The sequence below is a fragment of the Rathayibacter sp. AC182 genome, assembly GCF_979253875.1.
Map to the genome: position 1 here is coordinate 1,396,118 of NZ_CEEDEK010000005.1, position 13,760 is coordinate 1,409,877.

Consider the following 13,760-nt stretch of genomic DNA (forward strand, 5'->3'; position numbering starts at 1 on the left):
CGCCGTCGACGACGAAGGAGCGGCGTACGAGCCGAGGGTCGGCGGTCCGACTCCGGATCCTCGGGCCACGGGGCGCCCACCGGCACCGCGACCCAGTCCTCCGGGTCGAGCAGCCCGACCTCGACCGCGGTCGGGCGGCTCCACGGGGCGTCGTCGTCGCGGCGTCCGAAGACCCGCACGCGCACCTCGACCCGCTCCCGGCTCGTGAGCGGCGCGAACGGCCACGGCACGAGCACCGAGTCGGCGGAGTCGACGCGGATCCGCTCGACGGCGCCCGCGGCGTCGCGGCGCTCGAGCTCGTACGACGCCTGGCGCCAGTCGTCGTGGGCCCTGCTCGTCCACGAGATCCGGGGGCGGCGCTCGCCGATCCCGAGGGCCTCGCGGTGGTGCTCGATGCGGGGGAGGAGGGGATGGCCACCGGGGGAGCCTCGTTCCTGCTGGGGCGGCGCGGGAGGTCCCGAGCACCGACGGACGACGTGCCCCTCGCTCCGCCACCTCGGCGTCTCGACTCTGACACGTTTCAAGTGAGCGCCAGCATAGCCGCGCGAACGCTGTTTGACACGTTTCAAAATTCCGATCAGGATGAGCGGTGTCGGCGCGAAGGCCCGACGCACCACGACGACGTGGACCGGACGAGCTCCGGCCCCAGGAGGAGCAGAGCGATGCCGCGATCACCCCGGGTGGCCCTCGTGGGCACTCTCGACACCAAGGGCGCCGAGTACGCCTGGATCGCCGAACGGCTCACCGCGCTCGGCGTCGAGGTCGTGCTGGTCGACGTCGGAGTCGGAGCCCACTCCGGGACCGCCGACGTCACCGCCGCCGAGATTGCGCGCGCGGCCGGAGCCGACCTGGGCGGGCTGCGCGAGCGCGGCGACCGCGGAGTGGCGATGACCGCGATGGGCGAGGGCGCCGCGACCGTGCTCGAGGGCCTGCGCCGCGACGGCGCCCTCGACGGCGTCCTCGCGCTCGCCGGCAGCGGAGGCACCTCCATCGCCGCCCGGGCCGTCCGCGACCTCCCCGTCGGGCTCCCCAAGATGCTCGTCTCGACCATGGCCGCCGGTGACGTCTCGCCCTACGTCGGGGCCGGCGACGTGACGATGACGTACAGCGTCGTCGACATCGCCGGCATCAACAGCCTCTCGCGCGAGGTCCTCGACAACGCGGCGGGCGGCATCGCCGGCATGGCCGCCGCCCACGCAGCGCGCCGCGAGCAGCCCGAGCGAGGGCGCTCGCCCCTCATCGCCGCCACGATGTTCGGAGTGACGACCGCGGCCGTCGACGTCGCCCGCGCCCGCCTCGACGAGCTCGGCTACGAGGTGCTCGTCTTCCACGCCACCGGATCCGGCGGTCGCGCCGTCGAGGCGCTCGCCCGGTCGGGCCACCTCGCAGGGGTGCTCGACCTCACCACCGCCGAGCTGGCGGACGAGCTCGTCGGCGGCGTGCTGAGCGCCGGGCCGGATCGCCTCCGAGGCGGCCGGGCGGGCGGGGATCCCGCAGGTGGTCGGCCTGGGCGCGCTCGACATGGTCAGCTTCGGACCGCGCGAGAGCGTGCCCCGAGCGCTTCGCCGACCGGCACTTCTTCGTGCACAACCCCACTGTCACCCTGATGCGCACCACGGCCGCCGAGGGCGCAGAGCTGGGTGCGATCGTCGGCCGCAAGCTCGCGGCGGCGACCGGACCGACCGTGCTCGCCGTGTCGCGGGGCGGGAGTGTCCGCGATCGACGTGCCGGGCGCCGTCTTCGACGACCCCGGGCGCGCGCAGCCACCGTCGACGCCGTCCTCGAGGGCGTGGCCGGCTCGTCCGTCGGGGTGGTCGACTCCCCGCTCGACGTCAACGACCCGGAGTTCGCCCGGGCCGCCGCCGACGCTCTCGACTCCCTGATCCGCACGTCCCAGGAGAGGAACTGACATGGACCGCTCGAGCGCACTCGCCCGCCTCCGCACCACGATCGACGCGGGGAAGCCCGTCATCGGCGCCGGCGCGGGAGCCGGCCTCTCGGCCAAGGCCGCCGAGGCCGGCGGCGTCGACCTCATCATCATCTACAACTCCGGCCGGTACCGGATGGCGGGCCGCGGCTCGCTCTCGGGCCTGCTGCCCTACGGCGACGCCAATCAGATCGTCGTCGAGATGAGCCGTGAGGTGCTGCCGATCATCCGCGAGACGCCGGTGCTCGCGGGGGTGAACGGCACCGATCCCTTCCGCCGGATGGAGGTGTTCCTCGATGAGCTGCAGCGGCTCGGCTTCACGGGGGTGCAGAACTTCCCCACGGTCGGGCTCTTCGACGGGGTCTTCCGGCCAGAACCTCGAGGAGACGGGCATGGGCTTCGATCTCGAGGTCGACATGATCCGCCTCGCCGCCGAGCGCGACCTGCTCACCGCGCCCTACGTCTTCGACGTCGAGTCGACCGTCGCGATGACCGAGGCCGGAGCCGATGTCCTCGTGCCGCACATGGGGCTCACCACGAGCGGCACCATCGGCGCGCAGACGGCCCTCACCCTCGAGGAGTCGGCGGCGCGCGTGCAGGAGATGCGCGACGCGGCCGTGGCCGTGAATCCGGACGTGATCGTGCTCTGCCACGGCGGACCGATCGCCGAGCCCGCCGACGCCGCCTACGTCCTCCAGCACACCGAGGGGGTCGTCGGCTTCTTCGGCGCCTCCTCCGTCGAGCGCCTCCCCACCGAGCGCGCCATCCGGCAGCAGCTCGTCGACTTCAAGTCCCTCCCGATCGCGTAAGGAGACCACCGTGTCCGTCACCCCCACCTCCGCCCAGTCCGGCCGCCGCCCCGACGAGGTGCCCACCCGGGTCTTCGACTGGGGCACCATCAAGTGGCTCGTCACCCCGCACCTCGACGGCCCCGTCGGCCTCACCACCGGCGAGGTGATCATCTACCCGGTCAGGGCCACGACCCGCACGCGCACCCCGGAGAGGAGGAGGTCATCTACGTCGTCTCGGGCGAGGGGCAGACCGTCGGCGACGGCCCCGCGTTCCCGATCCGCGAGGGCGACGCCCTGCACATCCCGCGCGACACCGTGCACTCGACGTACAACACCACCTGGCGGCCGCTGCGCCTCCTCGTCGTGGTACACGCCCGGCGGCGCCGAGACCGGTCTCGACTCGCTGCCCGGCGCGCGGATCCTCGAGCCAGGACCGCCCCGCGCTGGGCGCAGGCCTGATGCCGGTCTACGAGCCCGGCACCTGGCTGCGCATCCTGGCGATCGGCCCGACTGGTGCGCCGTCGGCACGATCGGCCGCTTCGCCGTCGGACTCGAGGGCGGACGGTTCGACCGGCACCACCACGACGACCACGAGGTGTGGTTCTTCGCCGAGGGCAAGGGCCGGATCCTGGTGGACGGCGCCGAGCGCTACGTCCAGGCCGGCGACATCGTGCTGACGCAGGCCGGCGACGTGCGACATCGTCGCGGTCTACGAGCCGCTCCGGGGGTTCTTCACCGAGACGGGGCTGCCCGCCGGCGGGCGCACCGGCCACCTCCACGCCGACGACGCGGACGCCGCGGGGCACGACGTCCCGGCCCTGCCGCTGCCCGCCGACTTCCCCCTACGCTGACGGGGCCCGCCCTTGGAGAGGACTCCCATGCGCATCGCCGTCACCGGCTGCTCCGGCACGCTCGGCACCGCGACCCTCGAGCGCCTGCTCGCCGAGGGCCACGAGCCGATCGGGCTCGACCTCGACCCCGCCGTCGGTCCCCGTCCCGTTCACCCGCGTCGACTTCTCCGACTACGGGCAGGCACTCGACGCGGTGCTCGGAGTGACCGCGCGGCACAGCGGGGTCGACGCGATCGTGCACCTCGCGGCGATCCCGGTGAACGGGCTGGTCCCGGATGCGACGACCTTCCACTCCAACATGGCCGTCTCGTTCAACGTGTTCCACGCGGCCATGCGCGCCGGTGTGCGGCGCCTGGTGTACGCCTCCAGCATCACCGCGATGGGCTTCCCGTTCGTCGAGCCGCCCGCCTCGCTGCCGCTGAGCGAGGACGGCGGCGACCGGGCCAACAACACCTACGGCCTGGTCAAGATCCTCGAGGAGGCGATGACGAAGCAGCTCGTGCGCTGGGACCGCGAGTCCTCGATCACCGCGCTGCGCTTCACCAACGTCACGCGCGCGGGGAGTACGGCCGCTTCGTCGAGCGCTCAGGGAGACCCGGGCTACCGGCGCGACCTGCTCTGGAGCTACGTCGACGCCCGCGACGGAGCGAGCGCGATCGCGCGGGCGCTCGAGGTCGGCCGGCCCGGCTTCGCCGTGTACGACATCGCCGCCTCCGACACCGGATCCCCGATCCCGTCGGCCGCGCTCGTCGCGTCGGCGTTCCCCGACGTGCCGCTCACCCGTCCGCTCGAGGGCTTCGAGACGGTCGTCTCGATCGACCGGGCGCGCGAGGGCCTGGGCTGGGAGCCGGTGCACCTGTGGCGCCGCGAGGCGGGCCTCGAGGAAATACCGGACTGAGCACCGGACGCGCAAGTGCTGGTTCCCGATCCGTCCATTTGGTCGAGTAGCGGGATGCAGGAAATCACCTACGCGTCCCAAGTGCATCGTGACGACGGACGCCGTCGCCGACGCGCTCCTCGAACTGGTCACCGCGATCAACCGGCACGACCACTCCGAGGCGGTGACCGTTCCCGCGTTCACCGACGAGGGCGACCTCATCGACGCGCGGATGACGCTGGATGCGAGCAGCGAGCTCGTGGCCGTGCCGGTGGAGCTCGGCATCGACCAGGACCCGTCGGTCGCCGAGGCGCTCGAGGCGGCCGTGGCCGACCTGCGCCGGCGCATCGCCCGGAACCGGCCCGAGAACTCCTTCGTCGCGCAGCCCATCGCCCTGCCGGACGGCGAGCGCGAGACCGTCGACTTCGACGACTTCTGACCCGCGCCGCGGCGGCCTGCTCCGCCCCGTGCCGATCGAGCAGAGCCGCCCTGCGGCCCCCTTCTGCTGATCGAGCAGGCCGCCCCGTGGCCGTATCGAGATCCACGTCCTCCGGACACCGGACCCCGCCGCCCGATCGGCTGACGGGCGTCCGGGAGATCCCGTAGCTGAAGTCCAGGTCGTACCCCGCCTGGTCGCCGTCCCAGGTGAACTCGACCGGGGCGTCCGGGTGCTCCTCCAGACGGACGCTGCTCGCCGGAGTGATCAGCGCGTGCACGAGGCCGCGGTTCAGCGACGCGAAGCCGACCCACCTGCCCACGCTCGAGACGCCGTCCAGCAGTGCCGAGCGCAGCGCGTCCAGGTCGATCTCGGGCGCCAACGTGTAGTCGAAGCCGTCGAGCGTCAAGCGCGTCACAGCCATCCAGGTCCTCCTCGGGTGCTCTCTCACGGTAGGTCGGAGCAGGGCCCGGGCGAGACGGTTGACTTCCCCTCCTCCGCCTCGGTAGAACTCGGCCTCGGTGGTGCTGCGCGTCGCAGACGGGCCGCCGCCGGGACGACCGCCCCGCGGGACCAGCTGCTCCGGCGGCGCTCAGCGGCTCGCGGCGGCGAGCAGCTCGCGCGCCTCGGTGCTCTCGGGGTACTGCACCAGCACCCGTTCGAGGTCCCGCCGCGCGGGCGCGCGACGCCCGTCGGCGAGGTGGGTGCTGGCCCGCTCGAACAGCGCCTCGGCCTCGCAGCTCGAACGGACGGGCGGTCGTGACGTTGGGCCGCACGACCTTGTCGAGCGCGTCCAGAGCGCTCTCGATGAGGCCCAGCTCGCGCAGCGCCGCGCGTCCGGATGGGCGCGGCCGCCGACGCCGCGTCGACGTTCACGATGCCCGCCGTCAGCACCGCCACATCGGCCCAGCGCCGACGGGCGGAGTAGAGGACGCGAGCGCCGCGGCGGCGAGGCGTCGAGGGAGGGAGGGTCTCGAGTGCCGCGGCCGCTACCGCGTGGTCGTCGGCTCCGGCGAGCTCCGCGAAGACCAGGCGCAGCTGCTGCGACGTCCAGGGGACCGTGACGTCCAGACCGGCGCTGAGGGAGGCGCACCGAGCGAGAGGCCGTAGCGCGCCAGGAAGGATCGGACGCGGGGTCGTGGCGGGAGCGCACCAGCCGGCCCGCGATCCGCTGTGCCCGGTCGTCGTCCCCGCGGCCGAGGTGCGTCGCGCGCGAGCTCGATCACGGCGGCGACCCTCGCGCCCTCGGGCGACGACGCCGTCGCCTCGCGCAGCTCGACGGCGGGGGCGCCCGCGCGGACGAGGCGGATCAGCGCCGACTCCCAGGGCTGGGCGAGGGGGAGGGCCGCACCAGACCGGGCCCGGAGGGGGCATGGACAGCCCGGCCGCCAGGCGGCTGCGGCGGGGTGCGCGAGCGGCATCGGCGTCGGCGACCGGCTGCAGCCGGGCCCGACCGAGAGGGCGGAGGGGACCGTCCTGGCGGAATCCGACTGCCACTGCGACCCTCCCGCACCTCGCGGAGAGCCCGGCCCCCGGGCTGCTCCGAAGGTCCGAGTTTACGGGCTCCTCCTGTCCGTTTCCCCCGGACGGGAGCATTCGTCGTGGCGCGCAACGAACGGTCCGGCGGGGCGGATCTCAGGACGGCGCAGCTCGGTCGCCGACCGCGGACAGCACGGAGGGCCCGCCGCGCGACGCGACGGGCCCTCCGGCGGCAGGCGCTGCAGCCCCTGCGACAGCCGGTAGTACGCCGCGTTCGCGCGCAGCTCGTTCTCGAAGCCGCGGAGCGTGGTGCCCTCGTCGATGACGAGCAGCTCGACGCCGGCGATGCGGGCGAAGTCCTCCCATGCCTCCACGCCGATCTGCGTCGTCATGACCGTGTGGTGGGCCGCTCCCGCGGTGATCCACGCGGCGGCGCTGGTGCTGAAGTCCGGGCGGGCTGCCAGACCGCGCGGCCGACCGGCAGGTGCGGCAGCGTCTGCGGCGGCTCGACGTTCTGCACGGCGTTCGCGACGAGGCGGAAGCGCTCGCGCACGTCGCTGAGCGCGACGACGACGGCGGGTCCCGCGTCCGCGGTGAGAGACCAGGCGCACCGGGTCCTCGCGGCCGCCGATGCCCAGCGGGTGGATCTCGAGCGTGGCGCGCTTCGACGACACGCGTCGGCGAGACCTCGAGCATGTGCGCACCGAGGATCAGCTCCTCGCCGGGCGTCATGTCGTAGGTGTAGTCCTCCATGAGGCTGGTGCCGCCGGGGAGGCCCGCGCCCATGACGGCGGCGATGCGGATGAGGACGGCCGTCTTCCAGTCGCCCTCCCCGCCGAAGCCGTAGCCGTCGGCCATCAGGCGCTGCACCGCCGGGCCGGGGAGCTGGCGGAGTCCGCCGAGGTCCTCGAAGCTGTCGGTGAACGCCTCGAATCCGCCCTCCTCCAGGAACGAGCGCAGGCCGATCTCGACCGCCGCGCCGTAGCGGAGCGACTCGTGGCGCTCGCCGCCCGGGAGCAGCTCGGCGACCACGTCGTAGCTCTCGACGTACTCGGCGACGAGGGCGTCGATCTGCTCGGCCGTCGCCGCGTCGACGCGCTCGACGAAGCTCGTTGACGCCCCAGGTGTTGACGCTGACGCCGAGGCGGATCTCGGCCTCGGTCTTGTCGCCCTCGGTGACGGCGACGTTGCGCATGTTGTCGCCGAAGCGGGCGACCTTCATGCTCTGCGAGGCGGCCCAGCCGGACGCGGCGCGCGACCAGATGCCGATCGACTCCGTCACGCGGGCGTCGCTGGCGTGGCCGACGACCGTCTTCCGCGGCACGCTCATGCGGCTGAGGATGTAGCCGTGCTCGCGGTCGCCGTGCGCGGCCTGGTTGAGGTTCATGAAGTCGAAGTCGATGTCCTGCCACGGCAGGGCCACGTTCGCCTGGGTGTGGAAGTGCAGCGGCGGCTTGGCGAGCGCGTCGAAGCCGTGGATCCACATCTTCGAGGGGCTGAAGGTGTGCATCCAGGTGATGACGCCCACGACGGAGTCGTCCGCGTTGGCGTCGATCATGGTGCGGCGGATCGCGTCGGAGCTCTTCAGCACCGGCTTCCACTCGATCGTGACGGGGATCGCGCTCGCCGCGTTCAGCTCGGCGACGACGGCCTGCGACTGCTCGGCGACCTGGCGGAGGGTGTCCTCGCCGTAGAGGTCCTGGCTGCCGGTCAGGAACCAGACGGTGCGCGTGGCGAGGTCGGGGATGATGCTGCCGGATCGGGGGGTGCTGGTCGTGCTCATGCGATGGCTCCGGTGGGGTTCTGTCCGTAGACGTTCTGGTAGCGGTCGAACAGGGCGTCGATCGACTCCTGCGGGATGGGGACGACCTCGCCGCCCTGGCGCGCGAGGTGCACGGTGCGAGGCGACGTCCTCGGCCATGACGACGCCGCCTTCACGGCGTCCTTCGCGTCCTTGCCGATGGTGAAGACCTCCGTGGTTCTGCATCAGGACCGCGCGCAGGCGGTGCCCGGTCAGGGTCGCGACGATGCCGCGGCCGATGGAGTCGTCGCCGATGATGGCGAACAGGCCGATCGGGATCTCGCCGCCGAACTCGTCGGCCATCGCCGTGATGACGCAGGGGATCGCCTCGGCGCGCGCCGCCCAGGCCGTGGCGTAGGTGGAGTGCGTGTGCACCACTCCGCCGACCTCGGGCATCTCGCGGTACACGTACGCGTGCGCCGCGGTGTCGCTGGACGGGCTGCGGTCGCTGCCGGCGCTGCCCGGGACGACGACGCCGTCGAGGTCGCACAGGATCATGTTCTCGGGCGCGAGGTCGTCGTACGAGACTCCGCTGGGCTTGATCACGAACAGGTCGGCGCCCGGTACGCGGCCCGAGATGTTGCCGCCGGTCCAGATGACCAGGCCGTAGCGGACGAGCTCGGAGTGCAGGCGGGCGACGTCCTCGCGGACGCGCGCGATCGCCTCCTCGGTGGCCGGATCGAAGGTCATGCGGTCTCTCCTGTGCGGTGGGTCGGGTGTCGGTGAGGGTCTCGACGGCAGTCCGCTCGACGGCGAGGCCGTCGCGGTAGCGCTCGAGGTAGGAGGCGAAGCCAGCGACGTCGGCGGGCGTCGGGGGCGACGCTGTCGAAGGAGTAGCCGGTGAAGACGCGGTCGGTGAGGTACGCGCTGAGGTCGCCCCGCCGTCGCGGCGGAAGGCGGCGAGCACGGCGATGCCCCAGGGCCCGCCCTCGGAGGCGGTCTCGGCGACGGCCACGGGCGCGTCGAGCGCTCCGGCGAGGAAGCGCTGCGCGACTCCGGCCGTGCGGAACATGCCGCCGTGCGCGACATCGCGTCGAGCTCGACGCCCTCCTCGGCGAGCACGCGCATGCCGAGCGCGAGGGTGCCGAAGACGCCGTAGGGAAGCTGCGCGCGGACGAAGTTGGGCAGCGTCAGCCGCGAGTCCGGGGTGCGGACGACGAGCGGACGGCCCTCGACCAGGCCCGCGATCGGCTCGCCGGCGAGGTGGTTGTAGGCGAGGAGTCCGCCGGCGTCGGCGTCGCCCTCGAGCGCCGCGCGGAACAGCGTGCCGTAGACGGCGTCGCTGTCGGCGGGGAGGCCCTGCGCCGCCGCGAACTGCGAGAACAGGCCGACCCACGTCGCGAGCTCGCTCGCTCCGTTGTTGCAGTGCACCATCGCGACGAGGTCGCCGGCCGGAGTCGCGACCAGGTCGAGCTCGTGGTGGACGCCCGCGAGCGGCCGCTCCAGGACGACCATCGCGAAGATGCTCGTGCCGGCGCTGACGTTGCCGGTGCGCGGGGCGACGGAGTTGGTGGCCACCATGCCGGTGCCGGCGTCGCCCTCGGGCGGGCAGAACGGCACGCCGGCCTGCAGCGCGCCGGTGGGGTCGAGCAGCAGTGCGCCCTCGGCGGTGAGCTCGCCCGCCTCGGCGCCCGCGGGGAGCACCTCGGGCAGCAGGTCGCGCAGTGCGGGCAGACCGCGGCCGGCCACGAGGCCGTCGTACGCCTCGAGCACGGAGGCGTCGTAGTCGGTGGTCGCCGGATCGGTGGGGACCATGCCCGACGCGTCGCCGACTCCGAGGACCTTGCGGCCCGTCAGCCTCCAGTGCACGTAGCCCGCGAGGGTCGTGAGGAAGTCGACGTCGGCCACGTGCGGCTCGTCGTCGAGGACGGCCTGGTGGAAGTGCGCGAGCGACCAGCGCAGCGGGATGTTGGCGCCGAACAGCTCGGTGAGCTGCTCCGAGGCCGGACCGGTGCTGGTGTTGCGCCAGGTGCGGAACGGCACGAGCAGCTCGCCGCTCGCGTCGAAGGGAGGTAGCCGTGCATCATCGCCGAGACGCCGAGCGCCCCGAAGGTGGTGGGAGCGACTCCGTGGCGCTCCTGCGCGTCGGCGACCAGGTCGGCGAACGCGGCCTGCAGGCCCGACCAGACGTCCTCGAGGGAGTAGGTCCAGCGCCGGTCGACGAACCGGTTCTCCCACTCGTGACTGCCCGTCGCGAGCACGACCGACGGATCGGCGGCGTCGACGAGACAGGCCTTGATGCGGGTGGATCCGAGTTCGATCCCGAGGGCGGTCGCGCCGCTCGTGATCGCGTCTCCACCGGGGGCGGAAGGGGGCCGTCGCTGGTCCATCGTGCTCCTCGCTCGGGCGATGTGACCGTTCACAAAGCCAGGAGTCAGAGTAGGCGACTCGCGTCCGGCTTGGCAACGAGGCCGCCGCGTGCAGAACCTCGGCTGTGCTCGTGCCTCAGCGATGATCGCGGCTGACGAGCAGCCTCAGCAGAGGTTCTGCTCAGCGGACGGAGCGCGCGGTCGACGCCCGCTCGACCAGCTGCGGCGCGACGGGCAGGTCGACCGCCGCGGTCTCGCCGCGCAGCTCCGCCAGCACGACGCCGATGGTGCGGCGGCCGACCTCGGCGAAGTCCTGGCGGATCGTGGTCAGCGGCGGCAGGTAGTGCGCCGCCTCCGGGACGTCGTCGAAGCCGATGACGCTCAGGTCCGTGGGCACCCGCACGCCGCGATCGGCGCATGCGTGCAGGAGTCCGAGCGCCATCTGGTCGTTCCCCGCGAAGACCGCGTCGAGGTCCGCGACCCCGTCGAGCAGCCGGAGTCCGGCGCGGTAGCCGGACTCGGCGCTCCAGTCGCCCTCGATCACGCGGGCGGGCTCGAGTCCGTCCTCGGCGAGCCGCGTCGTGAATCCCTCGAGGCGCGCGTGGGCCTCGACCCAGTGCTGCGGACCCGCGACGTGCGCGATCCGCCGGTGCCCGAGGGCGAGCAGATGCTCGGTGGCCAGCCGCCCGCCGGCGGCCTGATCGACCAGGAGTCGAGGATCCGCTCCGCGCCCCGCCGCGCCCAGGGTGACGAACGGCACCCCGATCGACAGGCTCTCGATGGCCTCGAGCGCGCGCTCCTGAGGTGCCAGCACGACGATCGCCTCGACGGACTCGCGCTGCAGGTGCTCGAGCCCGTCGGCGAGCGACTCCGCATCGGGCGACGCGACGTTGACGACCGGCACCCGGTAGCCGGCGTCGCGTGCCGCCTGCTCGATCGCGGCCATCGCGGTGGCGGTGCCGTAGAAGCTGTGGCTCTCGGCGGCGAGGATCCCGATCAGCCCGCTGCGGCTCGTCGCGAGCGCCCGTGCCGCCGCGCTGGGCCGGAAGCCGAGGTCGCTGATCGCGGCGAGCACCCGCTCCCGGGTCCGCGGGCGCAGCTGAGGACTGTCGTTGAGCACGCGCGACACGGTCTGGTAGGAGACACCCGCCCGCACCGCGACGTCGCGGATCGTCGGCTGTCTCTCGGTCGTCATCCGCACACCGTAGCGCGGCGCCCACCTCCGCCCCGGGAGGGAGGCGGGTCCAGGGGGCCCTGCCTAGGCTGGCCGCGACGCGCACCGGGCGCGCAGCGAGCGAGCGGAGTCGTCATGGGTGGGAGTGCGATAGGAACGGCCGTGGCGCTGGTCGTCGGAGTGCTGGTCGTGGGGTCCGTGATCGTGCTGCTCCTGCAGAAGCGGAGCATGCTGAACGGGCCTGGCGGGCCGAGCGGTCCTGGCGGTCCCGGGGCGCCGGATCGGCGAGCGGGTGATGGAGGCGGCGGTGCCGCGACCGGATCGACGGACGGTCGCTCGGACGACCGCGCCGACACCGGGCCGGACGACGGCGGGTCGGGATCCTCGGACTCCGGCGGCTCCTCGGGCGGAGGCGATGGAGGCGGCGGCGGAGGCGACTGAGCCCGCCGCCTCCGGAGGGACTTCAGGACGCCTGGTCGTAGCTCTTCTGAATCACTGCCTTCGCGAAAGCAAGCTGCTCCTGCTCTCCCGGACGGAGGATGATTTCGAATCCGCCGAACCCGTGATGGCCTCTCGCGGAGGCGTCGTGCACGTAGCCTCGGGCCAGATCCTCGGGAGTCAGAGGGATCGGCGCGTAGATCAGGACAATTCCCTTGCTGGGTCGGAAATTGATGCTGGCGAAGATCTTCGGTCGGCCGAAGCCGAGGTAGGTCCGGTTGTCCCGAGGCTTCACATCCGCGCCGAGGTTCTGCGCGTAGCTCACCAGTTCGTGCACAAGATCCGACAGAGCCTCCGGCGCCGCAGAAAGCCGGGTGGCGAAGTTGGACAGTCCGACCAGCTGTGCGGGCTCGGTCTGCGTGGTCGCCGCCGTGAGCGCCATCGCCTGAGTCAGGTAGTCGATACGAGTCTCCTCAGCGAAGAACGAGACCAGGAAGTCGGTGAACCCGCTCCTCCTCTCCTCCTCCGGCGTGTTCTCGGCGAACTCCGCCCCGAGGTCGATCGCGGTGGAGTCGTCGTCGTCCCCCTGGTAGTGCATCTTCAGCCAGGAGAGACCGCCGAGCGTCTCCACGTCGTTCTCATCCGCCAGATGGATGTTCCGGTGGAAGGCAGCGAAGAGTCCCGGCCATCGGAGCTGCAGAGCGAGCAGGATCAACAGGGTCTCGTCCGAGATGGTCGATCCCCACGCGATGTGCTTCGTCATCAGGAGCGAATTGATGAGGCGTTTGACCTGCCGAGGATTGGATCGGAGCGCGGCGCTGATCACGCGCGTCATTAGCTCGTCCTCCAGGCCGGGGAACCACTCCGACTTGATGCTCGCCCACTTCGGAATGACCGCCTCGAGCAATGCTTCTGCGGCTCCGTCGAGTGCCGGAATCCGGAAGGGGACCTGGATGATCTTCTCGACGAACTGATCTGGATTGACATTCTCGTAGCGCTTCTTGATGGCGGTCGTGAGCACGGCGTAGTCGAGAGCGAGTACGAACACGAACCCTTCAACATCCGTCAGGACGTGTATCGCTTCGATCAGATCGACGATGTTGTCGGGGAGCATCGGTCTAGATCGTCGACCAGGACGACGATCCTCTTGTCCTTGCCGATTCCGGCGGAGAGCTTGTGGAGATCCTCGAAGGGCATCGAGTACGCTTCGCCGCGCTCCGACTCTCCACGCTCGACACGGACGCCGACACCCATGAAAGACACTTCCAGGTTCTGCAGCAGTCCGCTCAGGGCGTTGCGAATGGTCGCGCTCTTGGCGGAGGACGCTGAGGTGACGGCCCGTTTGACGGAGTAGAGAAGCGGGAACAGGATGTTCTCGTACTTCTCATACCTCCACGCATCGAAGTGCACGACGAACAGCTCGTCAGAGGCGTCCTTCAGCTTGTTCTCGAGCGCGGCGAGAATCGAGCTCTTACCCGTACCCCACGCCCCGTACAGACCGATCGTGTACCGGGCGGGATCACCGCCTCGCACAACTCCGACGAGGCCGTCGACGTAGCGGTCGAAGTTCAGGCCGGGAGATTCTTGAGGAATGTCCACGATGATCGGGATCTTGACCGGTTTGGGATTCTGTCGGGGCGCTGGCACGACAGAACTCTAAGTCCTCGGCATCGTGCC

Annotated in this window: 10 protein-coding genes and 7 pseudogenes; 10 read left to right on the forward strand and 7 right to left on the reverse strand. The window is 71.9% G+C overall.

Annotated features, from left to right (window positions below; translation table 11 throughout):
* Positions 1-116 precede the first annotated feature (116 nt).
* Positions 117-617, reverse strand: a pseudogene (locus AC0CII_RS18630) (glycoside hydrolase family 78 protein); the annotation flags it as partial.
* Between the two features lie 45 nt (positions 618-662).
* Here AC0CII_RS18630 and AC0CII_RS18635 point away from each other — a divergent pair.
* From AC0CII_RS18635 to AC0CII_RS18675, 9 genes and pseudogenes are all read left to right on the forward strand, one after another.
* Positions 663-1,406: pseudogene (locus AC0CII_RS18635) on the forward strand (Tm-1-like ATP-binding domain-containing protein); the annotation flags it as partial.
* A 176-nt stretch (positions 1,407-1,582) separates the two neighbouring features.
* On the forward strand, positions 1,583-1,909 hold the full coding sequence (locus tag AC0CII_RS18640; RefSeq protein ID WP_465230287.1) for a hypothetical protein: 327 nt from the start codon (positions 1,583-1,585) through the stop codon (positions 1,907-1,909).
* 1 nt (position 1,910) lies between these two features.
* Positions 1,911-2,201: pseudogene (locus AC0CII_RS18645) on the forward strand (phosphoenolpyruvate hydrolase family protein); the annotation flags it as partial.
* A 22-nt stretch (positions 2,202-2,223) separates the two neighbouring features.
* Positions 2,224-2,736, forward strand: coding sequence for a phosphoenolpyruvate hydrolase family protein (locus AC0CII_RS18650; RefSeq protein WP_465230288.1), 513 nt, complete (start codon positions 2,224-2,226; stop codon positions 2,734-2,736).
* A gap of 93 nt (positions 2,737-2,829) precedes the next feature.
* Entirely contained in the window at positions 2,830-3,177 is a 348-nt protein-coding gene (locus AC0CII_RS18655) for a cupin domain-containing protein (protein WP_465230289.1), read from the forward strand.
* A 70-nt stretch (positions 3,178-3,247) separates the two neighbouring features.
* Complete coding sequence (locus AC0CII_RS18660; RefSeq protein ID WP_465231008.1) at positions 3,248-3,775, forward strand: cupin domain-containing protein; 528 nt, start codon at positions 3,248-3,250, stop codon at positions 3,773-3,775.
* The gene (locus AC0CII_RS18665; RefSeq protein ID WP_465230290.1) at positions 3,763-4,467 is read left to right on the forward strand and encodes an NAD-dependent epimerase/dehydratase family protein; all 705 of its coding nucleotides are present in this window, start codon (positions 3,763-3,765) and stop codon (positions 4,465-4,467) included. The genes AC0CII_RS18660 and AC0CII_RS18665 overlap by 13 nt, the downstream gene beginning before the upstream one ends.
* A gap of 88 nt (positions 4,468-4,555) precedes the next feature.
* The gene (locus tag AC0CII_RS18670; protein WP_465230291.1) at positions 4,556-4,885 is read left to right on the forward strand and encodes a hypothetical protein; all 330 of its coding nucleotides are present in this window, start codon (positions 4,556-4,558) and stop codon (positions 4,883-4,885) included.
* Positions 4,886-5,091: 206 nt separating this feature from the next.
* Entirely contained in the window at positions 5,092-5,271 is a 180-nt protein-coding gene (locus tag AC0CII_RS18675; protein ID WP_465230292.1) for a hypothetical protein, read from the forward strand.
* Between the two features lie 58 nt (positions 5,272-5,329).
* Here the strand turns inward: AC0CII_RS18675 and AC0CII_RS18680 are convergent, their stop codons facing one another.
* From AC0CII_RS18680 to AC0CII_RS18700, 5 genes and pseudogenes are all read right to left on the reverse strand, one after another.
* Complete coding sequence (locus AC0CII_RS18680) at positions 5,330-6,379, reverse strand: hypothetical protein (RefSeq protein ID WP_465230293.1); 1,050 nt, start codon at positions 6,377-6,379, stop codon at positions 5,330-5,332.
* A gap of 224 nt (positions 6,380-6,603) precedes the next feature.
* Positions 6,604-8,144, reverse strand: a pseudogene (gene araA / locus AC0CII_RS18685) (L-arabinose isomerase); the annotation flags it as partial.
* A 180-nt stretch (positions 8,145-8,324) separates the two neighbouring features.
* Positions 8,325-8,852, reverse strand: a pseudogene (locus AC0CII_RS18690) (L-ribulose-5-phosphate 4-epimerase); the annotation flags it as partial.
* Between the two features lie 34 nt (positions 8,853-8,886).
* A pseudogene (locus AC0CII_RS18695) lies at positions 8,887-10,492 on the reverse strand (xylulokinase); the annotation flags it as partial.
* A 160-nt stretch (positions 10,493-10,652) separates the two neighbouring features.
* Positions 10,653-11,666, reverse strand: coding sequence for a LacI family DNA-binding transcriptional regulator (locus AC0CII_RS18700; protein WP_465226827.1), 1,014 nt, complete (start codon positions 11,664-11,666; stop codon positions 10,653-10,655).
* 141 nt (positions 11,667-11,807) lie between these two features.
* Between AC0CII_RS18700 and AC0CII_RS18705 the strand changes: the two genes are divergently transcribed.
* Positions 11,808-12,086 (forward strand): hypothetical protein, encoded by a 279-nt coding sequence (locus AC0CII_RS18705; RefSeq protein ID WP_465226826.1) that lies wholly within the window; start codon positions 11,808-11,810, stop codon positions 12,084-12,086.
* Positions 12,087-12,108: 22 nt separating this feature from the next.
* Here the strand turns inward: AC0CII_RS18705 and AC0CII_RS18710 are convergent.
* Positions 12,109-13,730, reverse strand: a pseudogene (locus AC0CII_RS18710) (P-loop NTPase fold protein).
* Between the last annotated feature and the right edge of the window lie 30 nt (positions 13,731-13,760).